We start from the raw sequence: 18,982 nt of genomic DNA, 5'->3' as shown, positions 1-18,982 counted from the left end.
GTTCACCCGTCCGACATCCGCCCGTCGAAGGTCGTCGTCACGACCGTGGCCAGCGCCTCCTGCATCCGCGCGAACCCGGACTCCGCCGCCCGCCGCTGCTCCTCGTCCGTCTTCACCGACATCGATCCGGTCCGATGCAGCCCGATACCGATGACTTGCAACCCATCAGGCATGGGATGTCCCTTCTCGCACCGGTTGCGAGTACTCCGTATCGTACGCCGGACGGTCGTCCGTGCCGGCGTCGGGCACCCGCTGGGCGGCCGTGTAGGCGGCGTCGCGGACCTCGTTCGGCCAGCCCGCCGGGCGCAGCCCCGGGACGGGATGCCGCAGGGGGTTGAACCGCGTCGGCCGGTCCGCGTCCGGCGACGCCGGAGCGAACAGCCGCGCCTGGCCGAGCAGCTGCCACGGCCCCGAGGGGTCGGCGGCGAGCAGTTCGAGCGTGAGCGGGCCGGCCGCGACGGCTCGGGTCAGGGCGTCGAACGTGGCGGGCACCGGCACGGGCGCGTGCAGCAGCGCGCCCAGCAGCAGCCGCCGCTCACCCGTCCGGTACGGGAACAGCGAGGTGTACAGGCCCGTCCACCGGGTCGCGGGCCGGAGCAGACGGCGGCCCAGCGCGGAACGGCCCGTGGTGGCCAGCAGCAGCTCGGCGGTCGCGCCGGCCTGTTGCCAGCGGAAGGCGATGCCCAGGATGTCCGGGAGCGGCCAGGGCACGCCGATGGAGCGGGACAGGCGGGCCATTCCGCGCAGCTCCATCGGCTCGTCGAGGAACGGGGCGCCCCATCGGCGTGCCGTCCCGTGCAGGCGCAGGTGCGCGTCGAACACGAGCCCGGACGGGTGCAACGGCCGCCCGCCCCGCAGGCGGGCCGCCGTACCGAAGGCGGCGGCCAGGGCCGATCTGGACAGGGAGGTCCACGGCTGACTCATGGGCTGCTCCTTGCCCGTCGGGAAACTGCCGTTCATGGACGGCTGCTACCCCAGGGCCGGCGGAGGACGCACGAGGCGGCGGCGAGCGCGCGACCACGTGCGGTGGGGCCGGCGCCGGCGAGTGCTAGCCGGGCAGCGGCCCCGCGAAGACCACTACCGCACCGCGCCCGACGCCCTGTCCCAGCGGCCCGTGGAACACCACGTCGGGAGCGAGCGCCAGGCGGTGCCGCTCGTCGTCCGCTGGTCGTGGCTCGTCATGACCGAACTCCCGTCTGCTCGCGGCCGCGGGCAGCCGGAACGGGAAAACCTGTGGCCGGGCGGCCCTCGTGGGGGACAGCCTACTGGCCCGGGATGAGGCGGCCCCGGTGTCTCCGGGATCACGTTTCCTATACCTTGACCCCTATGCCCCTGGCCCTCCCCGCCGTCCCCCGTACCGAACGCCAGGTCTCCACCAGGCTCGCCTGGCTGGACGCGTTGCGCGGCATCGGCGCGCTCGCCGTGGTGGGGGAGCATCTCACCACCTGGGCGATGCCGTGGCTGCGGCCCACCGCGATCAACCTGGGCGTGTACGGCGTGCTGGTGTTCTTCCTGGTCAGCGGCTACATCATCCCCACCTCCCTGGAACGACACGGCGACCTGCGCGCCTTCTGGGTCGGCCGCGCCTTCCGGCTGTACCCGCTCTACCTGGCGGTCATCGCCCTGGTCCTCGCGCTGGCCTGGTGGATCCCGGTGCGGCCCGAGGTGCCCAGGGACCTGTCGTCCGTCGCCGCGCACGCGACGATGCTCCTGGACGTGGTGGGCCTGGCGGGCGTGCTGAACACCATGTGGACGCTGTCGTACGAGATGGTCTTCTACCTGCTGGCCGCCGCGCTGTTCGCCGGCGGCGTGCGGGATCGGTGGGGTGTGCTGCCCGCGCTGCTCGCGGTGGCCGGCGGCGTCGCCGGGCTGGTCCTGTCCGGGCCGGTGGTGACGGGCGGGTGGCCGGCCTGGGTGTCGTGCGGGGTGTTCGCGGCCGGGATGTACTGCGTGGTCTCCGGGCGCGGGCGCAGGGTCGCGGCCTGCGTGCTGGGCGTGATGGCGCTGGCGCTGGTGCTGCTGAGCAGCCGGGTGCCCTGGTTCGGGGTGGCGATCGTGGCGGTGATGTTCGCCGGGACGGCCGTCCGCAGGTGGGAGAGCGGCGCCGGGCCGCTGTGGCCGGTGGCCGTCACCGCCGTGGTCGTGGCGGCGACGCCGTTGTGGGCGCTCAACGCCGGGTGGTGGTGGGTGCGGCCGGACGTGTGGGGGCTGACCATCCTCCTCGCGGCGCTCACCTTCGCCGCCGCCATGGCGTTGCGCGCCCGCCGCTTACCCGCCGTGCTGACCTGGCTCGGGGCGATCAGCTACTCTCTCTACCTCGTCCATCTGCCGATCCTGCTGGTGGTGATGGAGGTGGCGGGGGAGATGCGCTGGTCGCCCCTGCCGTCTCAGCTCGGTGTCAGCGCGATCTTCCTGTGCCTGCTCCTGCCGGCCAGCTGGCTGAGCCATCGCTATCTCGAACTCCCCATGCAACGCCTCGGCCGCCGCCTCAGGTAATGGGGAGCACATGGCTCCAGGTAAGGGGAGCGCACAGGGCCGCGCGGCGCGTCAGTGCCGCCGCCCCCGCAGTCGCGCCAGGAGCTGCCGTGCCTTGTGCTGGTTACGGGGGTCACGCGCCATGCGCTTCGCCTGCTCGATCTGCTGCTTGCCCTTGGGGCTGCGCAGATATGCGCGAACCCGGTCCATGAGTGTGGCCATGCGCATGCCCCTACCCCGGCGGCGCCGAAGGAAGCGCCCAGCTCGTCGCCACCTTGGCCGCCGGCGCGCGGGAGCCCGGGACTCCCGCGCGTCCGCACCCCGGCCACGGGCTACCTCTTCGGCCGGGCGATGAGCGACGTGATGATCACCATGACGGCGATGACCATCGAGACCAGGACGATCGCGAGTGGCCAATCCATGACGGCCTCCCTTCCACCGGTTGCGCCTGGGGGACGCGGCCGCGCCGCGCCGCTCCGAGCCCGGGCACGCGGCCCGGTCGCCGTGCCCCACGGATCCCGATCCTGAGCACGGCACCCGGATCGTCAGTCGGCCTGCGGCACCGGCGAGGTCCGCTGCAGGTTCTCGATGCTGCGTACGAGGGCCAGGTTCGCGGCCGTCAGCGTGCGCACCTGCTCCTCCAAGCCGTCGACCCGCTTCTTCAGCACCAGCAGCTCCGCGTCGACGAGCGGCGCTTCCATGATCACGCGTCCACCGATCATGATCGGTTCACCTCCTGATGAGCCCATGGTGACCCCTCCCCGAGGCAGGCGACACCGGCGAACGCCCTCATCCCGAGGGACCAATGGCACCTCTGTGCGGTACGGGAAGCGGCCGAGGACCAATGGCGCCGGTTCCGGGACTTCGTCCCCGCGCGCCGGGAGCCGGGTTCCCGGCACGGTGGAGGCGAGTGCCGCGATGGCCGATCCCCAGCGGACGGGCCACGCACCGAGGAGGCGTCATGAACATGGAGTCGCTGACCGCCGGGCAGGTGATGACCCGCGTCCTGGTGGCCGTCAAAGCCGGCGAGTCGCCGCTGATGGCCTGGGAGCTGATGCGCAGGGCGCAGGTGCACCACCTGCCGGTCGTGGACGGGCGGCACGTGCTGGGCATCCTGACCCGCGAGCGGCTCGCCGCGTCCTGGTCCGGCGGGCCGCAGGAGCAGTCCAGCCGCCCCGTCCGTACGCTGCTCGGCCGCGACCCCGCGCCCCGGGCACGCCAGGACACGCCGCTCAGCAGGGTCGCGGCCCTCATGCTCGACGCCGGGTGCGACGCCGTGCCGGTGGTGTCCGACGACGGGCTGGTCGGGCTGGTCACGGCCAGGGACGTGCTGTCGGCCGTCGCCGGGCGGGCCAGGCCCGCCACCACGGAGCCCGGCGAGGTGGTCACCGGGATGTTCCACCTCGAACCCGTCCTGCCCCATGACAACCCGATGGGAGGCGCGTGATGGACGCGCTGGTCGTGTACGAATCGATGTTCGGCAACACCGGGCAGATCGCCGAGGCGATCGCGGAAGGGCTGGCCACCCGCCTGCGGGTGGAGGTGACCGAGGTCGCCGCCGCGCCCGCGAAGGTGGGGCCGGAGGTCGCGCTGCTCGTGGTGGGCGGGCCGACGCACGCCTTCTCCATGAGCCGCGCCTCCACCCGCCGCTCCGCCGCCCAGCAGGCCACCCGGCCGCTGGTCTCCCGGGGTGACGGCGTACGCGAATGGCTGGCGACGCTGACCACGGCTTCGGCCGCGATCGCCTCGGCCGCCTTCGACACCCGCGTCGCCAAGCCGCGCATGCCCGGCTCCGCCGCCCGCGGCATCGCCAAGCGGCTGCGCCGTCTCGGCGTCAGGGCCGCGGCGCCGGCGCAGAGCTTCTACGTCACCGGGACGGAAGGACCGCTGGTGGCGGGGGAGCTGGAGCGGGCCAGGCAGTGGGGCGAGAGCCTGGCGGCCTCGTTCCCCGTCACGGCACCGTGACGCCGGCGCCCAGAAGCCACCCCGACGCCCAGAAGCCATCGTGACGCCGGCGCCCAGAAGCCATCCTGACGCGGGCGCTCAGAAGCCGTGGATGCGGCGCCCGGTGACCTGCTGGGGGACGATCCGGATGTACAGGTGCCGCTCGCCGCCCGCCCACGGCGTGACACCGGCCCCGGACACCTTGGCCACCTCGTCCTCCGGCACGTGGTGGGCGGCCCCCTGGATGAGCACGCTCCACCCCGCCCGCTGCGCCTCGTCGATCCGGTCCACCTGGAAGGCGATCATGATGTCCACCCCTTCCGCACCCGTACGCAGATCGGCGTCCATGGGACCGCCACGAGCGGTGCGGAAGACGACGGCACCCTCGTACAGCCTGTAGTTGACGGGCAGCACCGTCGGCCCGTGCGAGCCGTTGAACGCCACCCGGCCGATCCCGCCGGGCGCCACCAGCCGCAGGCACTCCTCGGGCTCCAGCACCTCCAGGACCGGCTCGTCCATCGCGGCCCCCTGGCCGGGCGGACGGTCGCGGCCGCCTCCGAGCAGGTCCTCCGCTGTGGTCTCCAGCGCCCTGGCCAGCCGGATCACCGTGCCCCTGTCGGGGGTGCCCAGATGGGTCTCCAGCCAGTGGATGTAGCCGGCCGACATGTCGGCGCGCTCGGCGACCTGCTCCAGTGAGAGGCCGAGCCGATCGCGGAGGTGGTGGATGCGACGTCCGAAGTCTCCGTATCCGGTCATGAGCGTGTCCTCCAAGAGTGACGCAGGGCCCGCCGTCGTGCGGCGGTCATGTGGTGACGCTACCCATCGGCTCCCCGCACGTGCAGGGCCCTTCGTCCCACGCGCCCCCGACCTCCGGCCCTGCGAGGTGCCCGCCGCCCCGGGACGCGGGACCTTCGGCCTGATCATCGGGGTCGTTCGGCGCTGACCGCGCGGGCCGCCGTACGGGAGCGTGGGAGGTGGAAGAGAGGTGGACGTCATGTCGATCGAAGTCAAGGACGTCATGGGACGGGTGGCGATCGCGGTGCGGGCGGAGGCGTCGTTCGCCGAGATCGTGGCCGCGATGAAGCGGTTCGCGGTCGGCGCGGTCGCCGTCGTGGACGCCGACCGCCGTCCGATCGGGGTGGTCTCGGAGGACGATCTGCTGCTGAAGGAGATCGATCCGGTACGGCACAGCGTGTCGCTGTTCGAGTCGCGCAAGCAGCGGCGCGAGCACGAGAAGGCGGCCGGGGTCACGGCGGCCGAGCTGATGACCTCCCCGGCGATCACGGTCACGCCGGGCACCGAAGTGCGCGAGGCGGCCCGGCTGATGCACGCCCAGCACATCAAGCAACTCCCCGTCATCGACGTGGTCACCGGCCGGGTCGTCGGCACCCTGCACCAGCGGGACGTGCTGCGCGTGTTCACCCGCCCGGCCGAGGAACTGGAGGCCGAGGTGCGTGCCGTGCTGCCGGAGCCGGGCCCGTTCACGGTGCAGGTCGAGGCGGGTGTGGTGCGGATCGGCGGGCGGGTGCGGTGGCGGTCGCAGGCCATCGCGCTCGCCGAGGCCGTGCGGCGGGTCGAAGGGGTGGTGGACGTCGTCAGCGAGGTGACCGCCGAGGACGACGACCTCATCGTCGTCCCGCCGCTGCTGTAGGAGCGTCGCCGTGGACACGGAGGAGGAGCCATGACCAGGATGACCCGATGAACGCCGAAGCGGGTCCGTTGCACGGCTACCTGACCCGCATCGGCCGCACGCCGCTGCTGACCGCCGCCGAGGAGGTCGCGCTCGCCGAGCGGATGGAAGCGGGCACCCGCGCCGCCCGGCGCCTCCGGCAGGGCGGCGCGGAGCCGGGGCTGCGGGACACCGTCGCCGACGGCCAGGCGGCCAGACGGCACCTGATCGAGGCGAACCTGCGGCTGGTCGTGTCCATCGCCAAGCGCTACGCCCACCGCGGCCTGTCGCTGGCGGACGTGATCCAGGACGGCAACCTCGGGCTGATCGAGGCCGTCGAGCGGTTCGACCACACCCGCGGCAACCGGTTCTCCACGGTCGCCACCTGGTGGATCCGCAAGGCGATCCAGCGGGGGCTGGAACACGCGTCCATGGTGCGGCTGCCCATCGCCGTGCAGGACGAGCTCGCCAAGCTCTCCCGAGCGGAAGCGCGGGCACTGCACCGGCTGGCACGCGTCCCGACCGAGCGGGAGCTGGCCGAGGAGGCCGGGCAGAAACCCGCGAGACTGGCCTTCCTGCGGCGGCTGCCCGCCGCCTGCGCCAGCCTGGACGTCGAGGCGGGCGAGGAACGGCACCACCACACCCTCGGCGAGCTGATCGAGGAGGACCGGGCGCCCGCCACCGAGCACCTGATCGAGCAACGGGCGCTGAAGAAGCTCCTCGGACGCCTCGTGGCCGGGCTCGAGCCGCGCCAGGCGCTGATCGTGCGGCTCAGGTTCGGCCTGGACGGGCACGCCCCGCACACGGCCCAGCAGGTCGCCGAGAAACTCGGGCTGACCCCGCAGCGGGTCCGCCGGCTGGAGCAGGAGTCGCTCACCGGGCTGCGCCGCCGGGGCAGGTCGTACGGCCTGCGCGCGTGGGCGAGCTGAGAGAGGACGATCATGGGACATGGGCGCTGGCTGCGCCGCCTCTACCGCGGCGGCCGGCCGAATCGGGTGGCCCGGGTCATGAACCGGGCCTGGAACGTGGTGCACTCCAGCGGAGTGGTGCCGCGCCTGGTGACGCTGGAGGTGCGGGGCCGCCGTACGGGCCGGATCATCACCTTCCCCCTGGTGATGGCCGACCACCAGGGACAGCGGTACCTGGTGGCGATGCTGGGGCAGCGCACCAACTGGGTGCTCAACGTGCGCGCGGCCGGTGGCCGGGCGGTGCTGCGGCACGGCCGGCGCCGGAGCGTGCGCCTGGTCGAGGTCCAGCCCGCCGGGCGCGCGCCCATCCTGCGCCGCTACCTGGCATTGGCGCCGGGCGCGCGCCCGCACATCCCGGTGGACCGGCACGCGCCGCCGGCGGACTTCGAGCGGATCGCCGCCCAGGTTCCGGTGTTCCGCATCACGGCCCCTGAGCGGGGCGCGTCCGGCCCCGCCCGGACGGAAGGGCCCGCTTCGGCTTGATCCGATGTGCGGCTCGGACCCGCGGGGCGCGTTTCATCCCGGCTCGCCGCAACGGCGGCTGGGCCTGCTGGAGGACTGAAGTCCCTCCGCTGGAGGAGGAACGACTCTGAACGGCGCCACTCCTGCGGGAGAGAGTGTGCGGCGGAGGTGGCGACGGACATGAGCGATCTCGGTGTGGTGGTGGGTTTCGACGGCTCCCTCGCGGCGCGGGAGGCGCTGCGGTGGGGCGGTGCCGAAGCGGCCGGCAGAGGGGTGCCGCTGACCGTGTGTCACGCCTGGGACCGGCCCCATCGCGAGCGGCCCGGCGAGGTGCTGCCGCTCGAGCTCGTCCGCCGTCCCGCCCAGCGGCTGGTCAAGGCCGCGGCGGCGTGGGCCGGACGGCACCATCCCGGCGTGCCGGTCAACACACTGATCGGCCGCGGCTCACCGTCCGCCCTGCTGACCGACCTGTCCGCCGACGCGGAGCTGATCGTGGTCGGCAGCCGGGAGCACGGCGAGCGCCGGGGGCTGACGGTGGGCTCCGTGAGCGGCCACGTCGCCTCCCGGGCTCGCTGCCCGGTGATCGTCATGCACGGAGACCCGGTGGCGCGGGGTGCCCGCGATGTCCTGGTGGGTTTCGACGGCTCGCCGGAGGCTACGGGCGCGCTGGGGTTCGCCGCGGTTGAGGCGTACCTGCTGGAGACTCGCCTGCAGGTGCTGATCGCCCAGCGGGAGCGGGGCGGGGCGAGAGATGTGGCCGAGCTGGGCGTCCAGGCGCAGGGGTCGGCCTGGAACGATCTGGTCAGCCGGCAGCGTGCCTTTCCGGGGCTGGAGGCGGGGGTGGAGGTGGTGGACGAGCCCGCGCGGGGGGCGCTGCTGGAGGCGGCGCGCAAGGCGTGCCTGCTGGTGGTCGGGGCGCGTGGCCTGGGCGAGGCGCGCGGGCTGCTCCTCGGCTCCGTCAGTCAGGCCATGGTGCACCACGCGCCGTGCCCTGTCGCCGTGGTGCGCTGACGCGCCCTCCGACCTCGCGCTCGCACGACCAGGGCCGCTTCGCCCCGGCGGCGCCGAAGGCCGCGCCCGCCTCACGCGGCGGCAGAAAGCAGCGCCCACCTCCGGCAACGGGGAGGTGGGCGCTGTCTCGTGCGGCCGGGCCGATCAGGAACGTCATGCGCCGCCCCACATGGGCAGGTCGGCGATGTCGTCGTGCTTGTAGGCGAGCTCGTCGTGCACGGCCACCACCCCGTCGATGTTCTCGGCCAGTCGGACGGCGGTGATGGCCGAGCTGCGCTCGGTGTAGGTGCCGCTGAGGGACACGATCCCGTCGGTGACGGCGACGTCGGCCTTGCCGTGCAGCGCCTCGCGCACCTCCTGCTCGATCTCCTGATCCGGCCGCAGGAAGACCTTGATCAGATCGCGGCGGCTGACGATCCCGACCAGGCGGCCGTCGGCGTCCACGACGGGCAGGCGCTTGACGCCGTAGCGGTCCATCAGACGGGCGGCCGACACGACGGAGGTGTCGGGGGTGGTGACGTGGGCGGGGCTGGTCATCAGCGCGCCGGCGCTCTCACCGACGGACTTGCGGTACCCGCTGCCCTCACTGCCGGTGGCGTGCCGGATGCGGGCGCGCAGCGGCGGCCGGTAGTCGTCGCCGTAGTAGCGCTCCTTGAACTCCTCCTTGGCCAGCAGGTCGGCCTCGGACACGACGCCGACCACGCGGTTGTCGTCGTCCAGGACGGGCACGCCGCTGACGCCCTTGTCGATGAGCAGTTCGGCGACGGTGTGGAAGGAGGCTTCAGCGTTGACGGCGACCACGTCGGTGGTCATCACGTTCTCGACGGTGCGGGTCATGGTGATCTCCTGAGGTGCTTGACCCGGACGATGCCGGGCACGGTGCGGGCGAGCACGTCGGCGATGTGGTCGGCGTGCGGGTGGGGCGGGCCGCTCAGCTCGGCGACACCGTCACGCACGGTGACCTCCCAGCTGGGGCCGAACGGGTACTGCTCGCGCAGGGCGGTCACGACCGCCTGGCGCAGCTCGTCGTCGGGACGGGCCAGCATCGCCATCAGGTCGCGGCGGCTGACCATGCCGGTGATCCGGTCGCCGTGCAGCACGGGCAGGCTCTTGACGCGCTTGCCGACCATGAGATCGATGGCGGCGGTGACGTCGGTGGTCTCGGTGACGGTGACGGCCTGGCGGGTCATCACCTCCATCACCCGGCGGGGCGGCGGCTCGTGCGCCGCCGGCACGGGACGGACGGTGGCGCGCGGGTCCGGCTCGAACTCCCCGCGCAGCAGATCCAGCTCGCTGACCACGCCGACCAGCCGGCCGGAGTCGTCGACGACGGGCGCGGCGGTGATGTCGTTGACGTAGAGCGTCCGGATGGCGCGCCGCACCGGGTCGGTACGGCGCACCACGATGGCCGGGCTGCTCATGACCTCGCGCACGAGCATGACTAGTACGCCTCCCACCGCGAGTCGTCGTTCTTCCAGGTGAGCTTGTCGATCACATCCACCACACCGTTGACCCGGCCCGCCATGCGCACGGCGATCGCGGCCTCGGTGCGGCGCTCCATCCAGCCGGTCAGGGTGACGATGCCCTGGCGCACCTCTACCCGCACACCGTCGGTGTCGACCCACAGGCTCCGGTCCAGGACGTCGTCGCGGATCTCGGCGGCGATCTCCTCGTCGGGGCGCAGGAACAGCTTGACCAGGTCGCGGCGGCTGACGATGCCCACCAGGCGGCCGTCGTAGTCGACGACGGCGAGGCGTTTGACGTCGCGTTCGTCCATGAGACGGGCGGCCTCCACGGCAGCGGCGGCGGCGGTGATGGTGACGGCGGGGCTGGTCATCAGCTCGGCGGCGGTGTCGCCGTCGGCCTTCTGCCGGCCCTTGGGGTGGCGCAGCCGGGCGCGCAGCGGCGGCCGGTAGCCCTCGCGGTAGTACTGCTCGCGAAACTCCTCTTTGCGCAGCAGGTCGGCTTCGGACACCATGCCGAGCACGTGGTTGCCGTCGTCGGTGACGGGGACGGCGCTGATGCCGCCGGTGATGAGGGTTTCGGCGATCTGTTTGAAGGGGGTGGCGGCGGCGACGGCGACGACTTCGTCCGTCATGACGTCCGCGACGGTCATGCGCATGATGGCCTCCTTGTCGGTCGTCTTCATCACATCCCAGGAGCACGGCGGTGTTCAGGGGCGAAGGTCCCGAACGGGGACAGTCGTTGGTCAGCGCGGGAGCGACGTCCTGGATCGAGGGCGCCGCACGGCGGCCGAAGGGGCATTTCGGATGGGCTGCGGCGGGGCGTCATTCCCCCGCGGACATGGTCATGGGTTCGGGTGCCATCGATCAAGGTTTTTTGATCGATTCGCACGGGGTGGCTCGCGTTTTCGCAGGCCACGCGGACTTACTTTCGGTCATGGCATTCAGCCAACAACAACCGAAAGGGGAATCCCTATGCTTCGTCGTACCGTGTCAGGCGTAATGGCCCTGGCCGCCGCCGGGCTCGTCGTGGCCGTCACACCCGTGGCACACGCCGACCGCGGGACCTCGTACCTGCGCGCCGCGGCGATCATCGACGCCAACGGCAGGCTGAACAGCGAGAAGAACGTCGACAAGTCCTGGCGTGCCGGCGTCGGGCAGTACTGCGTGCAGGTCGATCACCACATCAAGGTGTCGAGGTCGCTGATCCTGCTCACCCCGCGCCACGCCCGCAGGCTCCCGCACATCGCCTACCGCAACCCGTCGTCCACCTGCTCGCGGCAGAACACGATCACCGTCAACGTCTACGACACCAACACCGGGCACCTGGCCGATGGCGGCTTCGACCTGGCGGTCTTCTGACCGACGGCCGCGCCGGCGCGGGCACTGCCGCGCTGAACGCGGATTGACGGACGAGTCGGGCCGTGCAGCCCCGGACGAGACCTGCACGGCCCCCCAGCGCGGGGATCTCAGCCGGAGATGGCCGCGATCAGCTCGTCCCTGCCCTGGGCGCGGGTCTTGCCGTACACCGATTTCAGGTGGTCGTTGACGGTGTAGGCGGACACGTCCAAGGCTCGGGCGATCTGTTTCGGGGCCGCCCCGTCGTGCAGGTGTTCCAGGACGCGGCGTTCGCGGGCGGTGATGCCGTACCAGTCGCAGAACGACGGCAGCAGCAGGCTGCCGGCGGCGGCCTGGACGAGGATCGCGACGTCGCCCTCGCCGCGGTCGTCCAGCGGCTGGGCGTGGATGAGGATCGAGCGCCCGAAGTTGGCGGTCGGCGTGCAGAGCAGCGGCGCCCAGGCGCGGGCGTCGCGGGCGTGCGTACGCGCGTGCAGGGACAGGCCGACCCAGAAGGCGTCGGCGATCCAGTCGGGCACCCCGCTGCCCAGGCCCGGCCACATCTGCCGCATCCAGGCGCGCGCCTGCGGCGAGACCGACCTGACGGTGTGATCGGGGCCGACCATGATGACGCCGGTCGGGAGCGCGGGCACCGATGGGGTCAGCGGCCCTGCCGTGACGTAGTGCCGCAGCGCCGCCAGCAGCGCGGGGACGAGCCGGCGCATCCGCAGGCAGTCCTGCGGGCCGAAGGGGCTGAGGTCGGTGGCGCGCAGCAGGCCCAGCATGCCCCACGGGCCGTGGCGGTCCCTGATCAGCAGCCGGAGCTCGCCGCCCATGCCGTGCGAGGCCAGCAGCCGCCGGATCCCGGGGTTGCCGCAGCCGCCTGCTCCCACCACGACGATCGGCTCGCTGTGCCGGGCGAGCAGCGGGGGCGGGCACGGATCGCCGTCCAGGAATCTGTTGAGCACCAGCTCGCTGATGAGCGCGGGCTGGTAGGCGTGCCAGAAGCTGAAGGTGCCCAGGCCGAGGCCGGTCGCCGGGTTCAGGCCGACCAGGCGCAGCCCGTCGTGGGGGACCTGGCGGGCGATCATCCGGGAGATGGCGGCTCCGGCCGCGACGGGGCTACCGGCGGACTCCACGGCGGCGCACAGCTCCTGAGCCATGCGCTCGATGTCGGGCGCCGATCCGGAAAGCGTACCTACCACTTCTGCATTCTGAATCCGCGGGACGAGGAAATTCAAAGGCTTTATTTCTTGCCGTATTGTGCGCGGTAAGTGCTGCATGTCCGGTGCTTGGTGGTTCGCCGGGCCGCGCCCGCTCTGTTCGCCAAGGTCGGCGGACGTTTTAGACTGCACATCACGGACATGTTGGAGCGGGCGCCTCTGCCCCTCTCCGATGACTGACGGGTAGGTGGTTCGCGGCAATGGCCAGCACTGCGGAACTGCGCTGCCCGATCGACGGCGACCTGGCCGGCCTGCGCCGGCGGGTGCACGCCTACGCCACCACCGCCGGCCTGACCGGCACCCGGCTCATCGACCTGCTGCTGGCGGTCAACGAGGCGGCCACCAACGTGCTCGACCACGGCGCGGGCACCGGCACGCTGCACGCCCGCCACGACGGGCACGCCATCACCGTCCGGATCACCGACCCGGCGGGCAAGCTGACCGCCGACCACCTCAACCACGTCCGGGACCCCAACCGTCCCGGCGGGTTCGGCTTATCCATCATCAACGCCGTCTGCGACCAGGTGCTCCTGGATCACCCGCAGGGTCAGTCCCGGCTCACGTTGTCGGTGCGCCTGCCCGCCGCCGACGACACCCTCTCGCGCTGACACCACAAACACCGCCGGACAATATGGCGATATTTCTCTCTATTTCGACCCGCTTTTAATTGCATTGACGGTTCTTCCGGCCCCTTGCTAACTTCACAAAGGTCAGCAAGATGTTCGCGGGAAGGATTTCCTCATGCCCAACCAGATCGTGTTCCCCGCCGACGAGGACCTCGCTTTCGAGGCCAGGGCCGACGGCTACGCGCAGACGGAGAAGTCCCTCGACTCTTACAGTCCCAACTGGAAGAGCATCGAACTCCAGTAGCCGAAAAGCCAGTTGGGGCGGCCTGCGACCCCCGCCGCCCCGACTCCTCGACCGGGGAAAGCGATGTATCGGACTTCATCCTGCGGCGTTCTTTACCTGGACGACGGATATCTCGTCTGGGACGACTATCTGAGTCATCGGCAGGTCGCACTCGCGAGCGGCACGGAGACCTTTCTCGCCGCCTTCAGACGGCCGAGGGAAATAGCCGAGGTGCTCGCCGGACACGAGGACCGCGAGCATGCCGGACGCGTCATCCGCGCACTCGTCGGCGCCGGGATCCTCGTCGAGGTGGGCTCCGCCCGCGACGCCCGGGAAAGGCGGATGAGCGCGGCCTGGGCCCCCTGGTCGCCCATCGCCCGCGCGTTCCACTACTCCACCCAGTTCCTCGACTCGAACCTGTTCCTGTCCGAGGCCGAGCAGGACGAGCAACTGCGGCGCAAGCTGGAGGCCGACCCGCCGCCGCCGGCGTTCAAGAAGCACGAGAGCGTGCTCGACAGCATCCCGCTCGCGCGCAGCACCCCGCCCGGCGGCACGCTCGTCGAGCGCGACCTGCTGACGCTGCTCTACACCCGGCGCAGCGTGCGGTCGTACTCCGGCGGCGACATCCCGCGCGACCAGCTCGCCGCCCTCCTGTCGATCACGGCGTCCCCGATCAGGAGCAGCGCGCTCAGCCAGACGACGCTCAAGACCAGCCCGTCCGGCGGCGGCAGGCACCCCACCGAGCTCTACGTCTACGCGCGCAGGGTGGCCGGCGTCCCTGCGGGGCTCTACCACTACGACGCCAGGAACCGGCTGCTCGACCGCCTGACCGCCCCGCTCGCCGACGACCTGCTGGTACGGGTGTGCGGTGATCAGTCCTGGACCCGCGACGCGTCCGCGTACGTCTTCTTCACCAGCGTGTTCGCCAGGAACAAATGGAAGTACAAGATCTCCCGCTCCTACCGCATCCTGCACTACGACGTGGGGCACCTGAGCCAGACCGTCTACCTCCTCACGGCGGCGATGGGCCTTGCCTGCACGTTCACCGCGGCGCTGCGCGACGAGACCCTCTCCCAGCTCCTGCGCCTGGACACCGCCACCGAGCTGGTCATGGGCTGCGCCGTGATCGGCACCGGCCCCTGCGCGGACCGCGCATGAGCGACGGCGGCCCCAAGGCGGTGCGAGCCGGCACACACCGGACCGTCACGCCGGAGGAGACGCTGCGCCGGCTCGCACCGCACCTGGCACGCATCGGCATCACCCGCATCGCCGACATCACCGGTCTCGACCACATCGGCATCCCGGTGTGGCAGGCCTGCAGGCCGATGTCCAGGACCCTGTCCGTGTCGCAGGGAAAGGGCCTCACCGACGCCCTGGCCAAGGTCTCCGCGGTGATGGAGTCGATCGAACTGTGGCACGCGGAGATCGCCGAGCCGCGCGTGCGCCGCGACACCGCCGCCGGCCTCGGACCGCAGCTCCGCTACGACCCCCGGCGGCTTCCTCTCGCGTACGGCAGCCTGCTGACCGCGCGGACCCGCCTCGACTGGGCTCCCGCCAAGCCGGTCCTGCCGGATCCCCGCGACGACGACCGGCCCCGATGGGTGCCGTACGAGGCCGTCCGGCTCGACGGCACCGTGCGCGACCGCTGGACGGTGCCCCTCTTCCGCCCGTCCACGAACGGGCTGGCCGGCGGCAACACCCTCGACGAGGCGTTGCTGCACGGCCTGCTGGAGGTGGCGGAGCGCGACGTGCTGGCCTCGGACGGCGAACGGGTGCCGATCCTGCCCGGCTCCGTCGGAGGGTATCCAGGGGAGCTGGTCAAACGCTTCCACGACGCCGGCGTCAGCCTGCGCATCGAGGACCTCGGCAACCCGTACGACCTGCCCTGCTTCAAGGTGCTGATCCTGAGCCACGACTTCCCCGTCGTCTTCCGCGGCTCCGGCTGCCACGTGGACGGCGACGTCGCCCTGAGCCGGGCGCTCACCGAGGCGGCGCAGTCCCGTCTCACCGCGATCGCCGGCGCCAGGGACGACCTGCCCGCCTCCCTCTACACCTCCGAGCGGATCTCGCACGCCGGGATCGAGGCGAGAGCCAGAAGCTGGGCGGCGGCCGCGAAGACCCCCTACCGGCGCCGCGACCACAGCGGCGCCTCGATCCGCGACGACATCGCCGTCGTCGCGAGCCGCCTGCGCACGCGGACGCGGGCGGAGCCGCTCTACGTCGACCACACGCGCCCCGACGTCGGCATTCCGGTGGTGCACGTCGTCGTCCCCGGCACGACGCGCAGGGAGCACTAGGATGCGGCGGTTCCTCTTCGTCGGCCCGAGCCTGCCCGACCCCCGTCGCTACTTCGGCGGCGCGGACGACATCCGGGTCCTCCCGCCCGTCAAGGCGGGCGACCTGCTGGCACTCGAACCGGGGCCCGGCGACGTCATCGGCATCATCGACGGGCTGTTCCACCAGGTCAGGTCGGTCCAGCACAAGGAGATCCTGCACGCGCTCCAGCGCGGGGCCACCGTGCTCGGCGCGGCCAGCATGGGTGCGCTCAGGGCCGCCGAGCTGGCCCCGTTCGGCATGCGCGGCGTCGGGCGCATCTTCGCCGACTTCGCCTCCGGCCGGCTGACCGCCGACGACGAGGTGGCGGTGGTGCACACCGACCGCGAGCACGGGTTCCGCAGCCTGACCTTCCCGCTGGTGTCCCTGAGATACACCCTCGAACGCCTGGTCGGGCTGGAACGCATGTCACCGCGGGAGGCCGAGGGGCTCATCCGGGAGATGCGGGCCCTGCATTACACGGACCGCACCCTCGAACGCCTCGGCGGAAGACCGCGCGGCGCGGCATTGCGCGCCTGCCTCGAATCCGCGTGGATCGACGCGAAACAGGACGACGCCATCCGCCTGATCGAGGAGCTGACGCGGCATCCGCAGGTCTTCCCGGAGCTGCGCGACGTGCCGGACACCATTTATCTGCACGCCTGGCGGCTGGGCCACGAAACAGGCGGCCACACGCTCCGGATCTACCAGTTGTTCGGCCGCGGTTACGAAGAACTGCACGCCCGTCTCGTCCAGGACGCCATTCGCGCCGAATGCGCGTCCCGCTGCGGGCCGGCCGCCTCCGCGCCTTTTCCCGACGCGATTCTCAACCACGCCCATCATGAGGGCTATCTCGTGCCGGACGACACCGCGCTCCCGCCGCGCCTGCGCCCGTGGCTGACCGAGCGGGAGCACGCCGGCGAGCCGCCCCTCACGCTCCTCAGGAAGGCGGTGACCAGGGCATACCGCATGCTGCCCGACGTCACCCCGGACGCCGAGGCCGCCCGGCGGCTGCGCTCCGCCGGGCTGGCGGCGCGGGCGCGCGAGGTGCACGGGCTCGCCACCGCGATCAACCTGAACGCGCAGTCACGGCTACCAGGATTCTCCGTCGAGAGCATTCCTGACGATCGCTTGGCGCAATTGGCGAGCGACCTGTACGGTGTCCGCCCGGACGAGCTGGAGACGGCGGCTAGGATGCGAGGGTTTTCTTGCGCCGACGTCCTGCTCGCGGCGCTGCGGCCCTATTACCTGCTGGCGAAGTACAACCCGGAAACCGTGGCACTTTCGCTGGACGTTTCCTGACGACCCGGAGGTATCCCTGATCTCGGCATATGCGCGTGCCTGGCGGACCGTACGCGGCTCCCTCGCCATGACGCGGCTGGCTCTCATCACAGGGGTGAACGCCGTCGGGAACGGCCTGTACGCCACGGTCAGCGTGTTGTACTTCACCTCCGTGCTCGGCCATTCCCTGGCCCTGGTGTCGGCGGTGCTGTTCGCGGCGATGATGCTGGCCATGGCGGCAGACCTCGTCGGCGGTCGCCTGGCCGACACCAGAGGGCCGCGCCCGGTGTTCCAGGCCGGTCTCGTCGTGTCCCTGGCCGGCATGACGGCGATGCTCGCCGCCGGCGAGGTCGCCGTGTTCGTCGTCGCGGGCCTGCTCACCGGCGCGGGGCAGGGGCTGTGCATGTCCTCGAACGTGGCGCTCATCCGCCGCGCGGCCGGCGCCGACGCCGTGATGGCGCGCGCGACGCTGCGGACCTTCCTGACCGCCGGCCTCGCCCTCGGGGGCCTGGCCGGGGCGGGGGTGCTCGCGGTGCGCACGCCAGGGGCCTACCTGTTCGCCATCGCGATCAATCTCGTCACCTTCCTGTGGTGCGCGGTGCTGGCCGGGCGCCTGGAGGTGCCCGGCCGGCCCGCGACCGGCGCCCCGCGGCCGGCCGGGCTGTTCCACGTCTACCGCGATCTGCGGTTCATGCTGTTCGCGGTCATCTCCGCGCTGATCTCGGTGCACCACCACGTCCTGCCGTTCGCCGTGCCGCTCTGGCTGGCGCTCACCCAGCCGAGCCTGACCTGGCTGGCCGGGATCGCCCTGGTCGTCAACACGGTGCTGGGCGTGGTGCTGCAGATCCACGCCAACAACCGGGTCGGCTCCGGGCGCGGCGCCGTCCTGTCGTTCCTGCTGGGAGGGGTGACCATCGGGGCGTCCTACCTCGTCTTCGCCTGGATGGCCCACGCTCCCCTCGGCGCCGCGGCCGTCCTCGTGCTCGTCTTCGCCGTCATCTACTCGCTCGGCGAGGTCGTGCTCGCGGCCGGCGCGATGGACCTGCAGTTCAGGGTGGTTCCCGGGGAGATGCAGGGACAGTACAGCGCGGCCTTCGGCACGATGCACGGGCTCGCCTCGGCCGCCGCCCCGGCGCTGCTCGGCCTGGTCGTCTCGGCCGGCGGCCTGCTCGGCTGGCTCACCCTCGCCGCGGCGACGTGCCTGCTGGCGGCTATGGTGCCGGTCGTGGGGCGCAGGTTCGCGTTCCAGCCGGTCGGGTGAAGCTCACCTGATCGTCCTGGCGCGCATGACGGCCACCCCGGCCGTGAGCACGGCCACCGGCGAGAGCACCCAGACCACGCCGTAGCCGCCGGTCAGGGCGACCAGCCGGCCGGCGGCGACGGGGCCGATCGCCTGGCCGAAGCTGAAACTCATGCTGCCGAGGCCGAGGTCACGGCCCGCGGCCCGCTTGTCGGCAGCATGTCGATGAGCAGGGCCCGGTCCACGGCCAGGTAGCAGCCGGCGGCCAGGCCCGCGATGACGTTCTGGACGAACGACGACGTCAGCGTCGGCCACAGCAGCGGCACCAGCATGGGAACGGCGAACAGCGCCGAGGCGCCGATCACGGAGGGCTTGCGGCGGCCGATGCGGTCGGACAGCCTGCCGGTGACGAGCATCGCGATGAGGATCCCCGGCAGGACGGCCAGGGACATGGCCGGGATGAGCCGGGTGGCCTCGGCGGTGCTGAGGGCGGGCTGGATGTAGCTCTGCATCATCTAGAGGCTGAAGACGTTGGAGGCGCCGTAGCTGAACATCATCGTCACCGACGCGACCCAGACCCGGCGGAAGTCGGCCGACGCGCAGCGAAAGGACGTACGACTTGAACAGGCCCCGCCAGTTCGCGCCGGGCAGTCGCAGCCCGAGGGAGGAGCGGTCGCGGGCGACCAGCAGGCCGGTGACGGCCCGGGCCAGGGCGAAGGAGTAGTAGGCGTCCAGGCTCATGGTGC

The 18,982-nt window shown here is 72.0% G+C and carries 24 protein-coding genes; 14 read left to right on the top strand and 10 right to left on the bottom strand.

Features of this window, described 5'->3' with window-relative positions; genetic code table 11:
* Positions 1–165 precede the first annotated feature (165 nt).
* Positions 166–924 carry a hypothetical protein gene (locus tag LCN96_RS30805; protein WP_225265921.1) on the bottom strand — a complete coding sequence of 253 codons (759 nt, stop codon included), beginning with the start codon at positions 922–924 and terminating at the stop codon, positions 166–168.
* Between the two features lie 402 nt (positions 925–1,326).
* Here LCN96_RS30805 and LCN96_RS30800 point away from each other — a divergent pair, with 402 nt between their 5' ends.
* Complete coding sequence (locus LCN96_RS30800; RefSeq protein WP_225265920.1) at positions 1,327–2,496, top strand: acyltransferase family protein; 1,170 nt, start codon at positions 1,327–1,329, stop codon at positions 2,494–2,496.
* A 51-nt stretch (positions 2,497–2,547) separates the two neighbouring features.
* Here LCN96_RS30800 and LCN96_RS30795 read toward each other — a convergent pair whose 3' ends face one another.
* A complete protein-coding gene (locus LCN96_RS30795; RefSeq protein ID WP_225265919.1) occupies positions 2,548–2,697 on the bottom strand; it encodes a hypothetical protein in 150 nt (49 codons plus the stop codon).
* 323 nt (positions 2,698–3,020) lie between these two features.
* Positions 3,021–3,197 carry a hypothetical protein gene (locus LCN96_RS30790; protein ID WP_225265918.1) on the bottom strand — a complete coding sequence of 59 codons (177 nt, stop codon included), beginning with the start codon at positions 3,195–3,197 and terminating at the stop codon, positions 3,021–3,023.
* Positions 3,198–3,436: 239 nt separating this feature from the next.
* On the opposite strand from LCN96_RS30790, the gene LCN96_RS30785 reads away from it, so the two are divergent.
* The gene (locus tag LCN96_RS30785; protein ID WP_225265917.1) at positions 3,437–3,922 is read left to right on the top strand and encodes a CBS domain-containing protein; all 486 of its coding nucleotides are present in this window, start codon (positions 3,437–3,439) and stop codon (positions 3,920–3,922) included.
* A complete protein-coding gene (locus tag LCN96_RS30780) occupies positions 3,922–4,440 on the top strand; it encodes a flavodoxin family protein (RefSeq protein WP_225265916.1) in 519 nt (172 codons plus the stop codon). Before LCN96_RS30785 ends, LCN96_RS30780 begins: the two co-directional genes overlap by 1 nt.
* A gap of 78 nt (positions 4,441–4,518) precedes the next feature.
* Here the strand turns inward: LCN96_RS30780 and LCN96_RS30775 are convergent, their stop codons facing one another.
* Positions 4,519–5,175 carry a helix-turn-helix domain-containing protein gene (locus LCN96_RS30775; RefSeq protein WP_225265915.1) on the bottom strand — a complete coding sequence of 219 codons (657 nt, stop codon included), beginning with the start codon at positions 5,173–5,175 and terminating at the stop codon, positions 4,519–4,521.
* Positions 5,176–5,413: 238 nt separating this feature from the next.
* On the opposite strand from LCN96_RS30775, the gene LCN96_RS30770 reads away from it, so the two are divergent.
* The 4 genes from LCN96_RS30770 to LCN96_RS30755 all read left to right on the top strand — a co-directional run bounded on the left by LCN96_RS30770 (position 5,414) and on the right by LCN96_RS30755 (position 8,529).
* Positions 5,414–6,070, top strand: a complete 657-nt coding sequence (locus LCN96_RS30770) for a CBS domain-containing protein (protein ID WP_225265914.1) — start codon at positions 5,414–5,416, stop codon at positions 6,068–6,070.
* Positions 6,071–6,117: 47 nt separating this feature from the next.
* Positions 6,118–7,017, top strand: a complete 900-nt coding sequence (locus LCN96_RS30765) for a sigma-70 family RNA polymerase sigma factor (RefSeq protein ID WP_225265913.1) — start codon at positions 6,118–6,120, stop codon at positions 7,015–7,017.
* 12 nt (positions 7,018–7,029) lie between these two features.
* Positions 7,030–7,539 (top strand): nitroreductase/quinone reductase family protein, encoded by a 510-nt coding sequence (locus tag LCN96_RS30760; protein ID WP_225265912.1) that lies wholly within the window; start codon positions 7,030–7,032, stop codon positions 7,537–7,539.
* 159 nt (positions 7,540–7,698) lie between these two features.
* Entirely contained in the window at positions 7,699–8,529 is an 831-nt protein-coding gene (locus LCN96_RS30755; protein ID WP_225265911.1) for a universal stress protein, read from the top strand.
* 153 nt (positions 8,530–8,682) lie between these two features.
* On the opposite strand, the gene LCN96_RS30750 is transcribed toward LCN96_RS30755, so the two are convergent.
* From LCN96_RS30750 to LCN96_RS30740, 3 genes are read right to left on the bottom strand one after another with little or no spacing between them, the layout of a single operon-like run.
* Positions 8,683–9,366, bottom strand: a complete 684-nt coding sequence (locus LCN96_RS30750) for a CBS domain-containing protein (protein WP_225265910.1) — start codon at positions 9,364–9,366, stop codon at positions 8,683–8,685.
* On the bottom strand, positions 9,363–9,968 hold the full coding sequence (locus tag LCN96_RS30745; protein ID WP_225265909.1) for a CBS domain-containing protein: 606 nt from the start codon (positions 9,966–9,968) through the stop codon (positions 9,363–9,365). The genes LCN96_RS30750 and LCN96_RS30745 overlap by 4 nt, the downstream gene beginning before the upstream one ends.
* 2 nt (positions 9,969–9,970) lie before the next feature.
* Positions 9,971–10,651, bottom strand: a complete 681-nt coding sequence (locus LCN96_RS30740) for a CBS domain-containing protein (RefSeq protein ID WP_225265908.1) — start codon at positions 10,649–10,651, stop codon at positions 9,971–9,973.
* Between the two features lie 331 nt (positions 10,652–10,982).
* Between LCN96_RS30740 and LCN96_RS30735 the strand changes: the two genes are divergently transcribed.
* Entirely contained in the window at positions 10,983–11,354 is a 372-nt protein-coding gene (locus LCN96_RS30735; RefSeq protein WP_225265907.1) for a hypothetical protein, read from the top strand.
* A gap of 107 nt (positions 11,355–11,461) precedes the next feature.
* Here LCN96_RS30735 and LCN96_RS30730 read toward each other — a convergent pair whose 3' ends face one another.
* Positions 11,462–12,535 carry a helix-turn-helix transcriptional regulator gene (locus LCN96_RS30730; protein WP_225265906.1) on the bottom strand — a complete coding sequence of 358 codons (1,074 nt, stop codon included), beginning with the start codon at positions 12,533–12,535 and terminating at the stop codon, positions 11,462–11,464.
* A gap of 218 nt (positions 12,536–12,753) precedes the next feature.
* On the opposite strand from LCN96_RS30730, the gene LCN96_RS30725 reads away from it, so the two are divergent.
* The 6 genes from LCN96_RS30725 (at position 12,754) to LCN96_RS30705 (ending at position 18,257) form a co-directional block, all read left to right on the top strand.
* Positions 12,754–13,161 (top strand): ATP-binding protein, encoded by a 408-nt coding sequence (locus LCN96_RS30725; protein WP_225265905.1) that lies wholly within the window; start codon positions 12,754–12,756, stop codon positions 13,159–13,161.
* 133 nt (positions 13,162–13,294) lie between these two features.
* The gene (locus LCN96_RS56765; RefSeq protein ID WP_263657341.1) at positions 13,295–13,423 is read left to right on the top strand and encodes a hypothetical protein; all 129 of its coding nucleotides are present in this window, start codon (positions 13,295–13,297) and stop codon (positions 13,421–13,423) included.
* A gap of 63 nt (positions 13,424–13,486) precedes the next feature.
* Positions 13,487–14,560, top strand: coding sequence for a SagB/ThcOx family dehydrogenase (locus LCN96_RS30720; RefSeq protein WP_225265904.1), 1,074 nt, complete (start codon positions 13,487–13,489; stop codon positions 14,558–14,560).
* Positions 14,557–15,699: a YcaO-like family protein gene (locus tag LCN96_RS30715; protein WP_225265903.1), complete on the top strand. Its 1,143-nt coding sequence runs from the start codon at positions 14,557–14,559 to the stop codon at positions 15,697–15,699. Before LCN96_RS30720 ends, LCN96_RS30715 begins: the two co-directional genes overlap by 4 nt.
* 1 nt (position 15,700) lies before the next feature.
* The gene (locus LCN96_RS30710) at positions 15,701–17,017 is read left to right on the top strand and encodes a TfuA-like protein (protein ID WP_225265902.1); all 1,317 of its coding nucleotides are present in this window, start codon (positions 15,701–15,703) and stop codon (positions 17,015–17,017) included.
* A gap of 67 nt (positions 17,018–17,084) precedes the next feature.
* Positions 17,085–18,257, top strand: a complete 1,173-nt coding sequence (locus LCN96_RS30705; RefSeq protein WP_225265901.1) for an MFS transporter — start codon at positions 17,085–17,087, stop codon at positions 18,255–18,257.
* A gap of 3 nt (positions 18,258–18,260) precedes the next feature.
* Here the strand turns inward: LCN96_RS30705 and LCN96_RS30700 are convergent, their stop codons facing one another.
* Together LCN96_RS30700 and LCN96_RS30695 are read right to left on the bottom strand one after the other, a co-directional pair.
* On the bottom strand, positions 18,261–18,410 hold the full coding sequence (locus tag LCN96_RS30700; protein WP_225265900.1) for a hypothetical protein: 150 nt from the start codon (positions 18,408–18,410) through the stop codon (positions 18,261–18,263).
* Complete coding sequence (locus LCN96_RS30695) at positions 18,407–18,751, bottom strand: MFS transporter (protein ID WP_225265899.1); 345 nt, start codon at positions 18,749–18,751, stop codon at positions 18,407–18,409. The genes LCN96_RS30700 and LCN96_RS30695 overlap by 4 nt, the downstream gene beginning before the upstream one ends.
* Between the last annotated feature and the right edge of the window lie 231 nt (positions 18,752–18,982).

Origin of the sequence: Nonomuraea gerenzanensis, from assembly GCF_020215645.1 — a bacterium.
Taxonomy (GTDB): domain Bacteria; phylum Actinomycetota; class Actinomycetes; order Streptosporangiales; family Streptosporangiaceae; genus Nonomuraea; species Nonomuraea gerenzanensis.
This window is presented reverse-complemented; position numbering and strand designations above follow the sequence as displayed.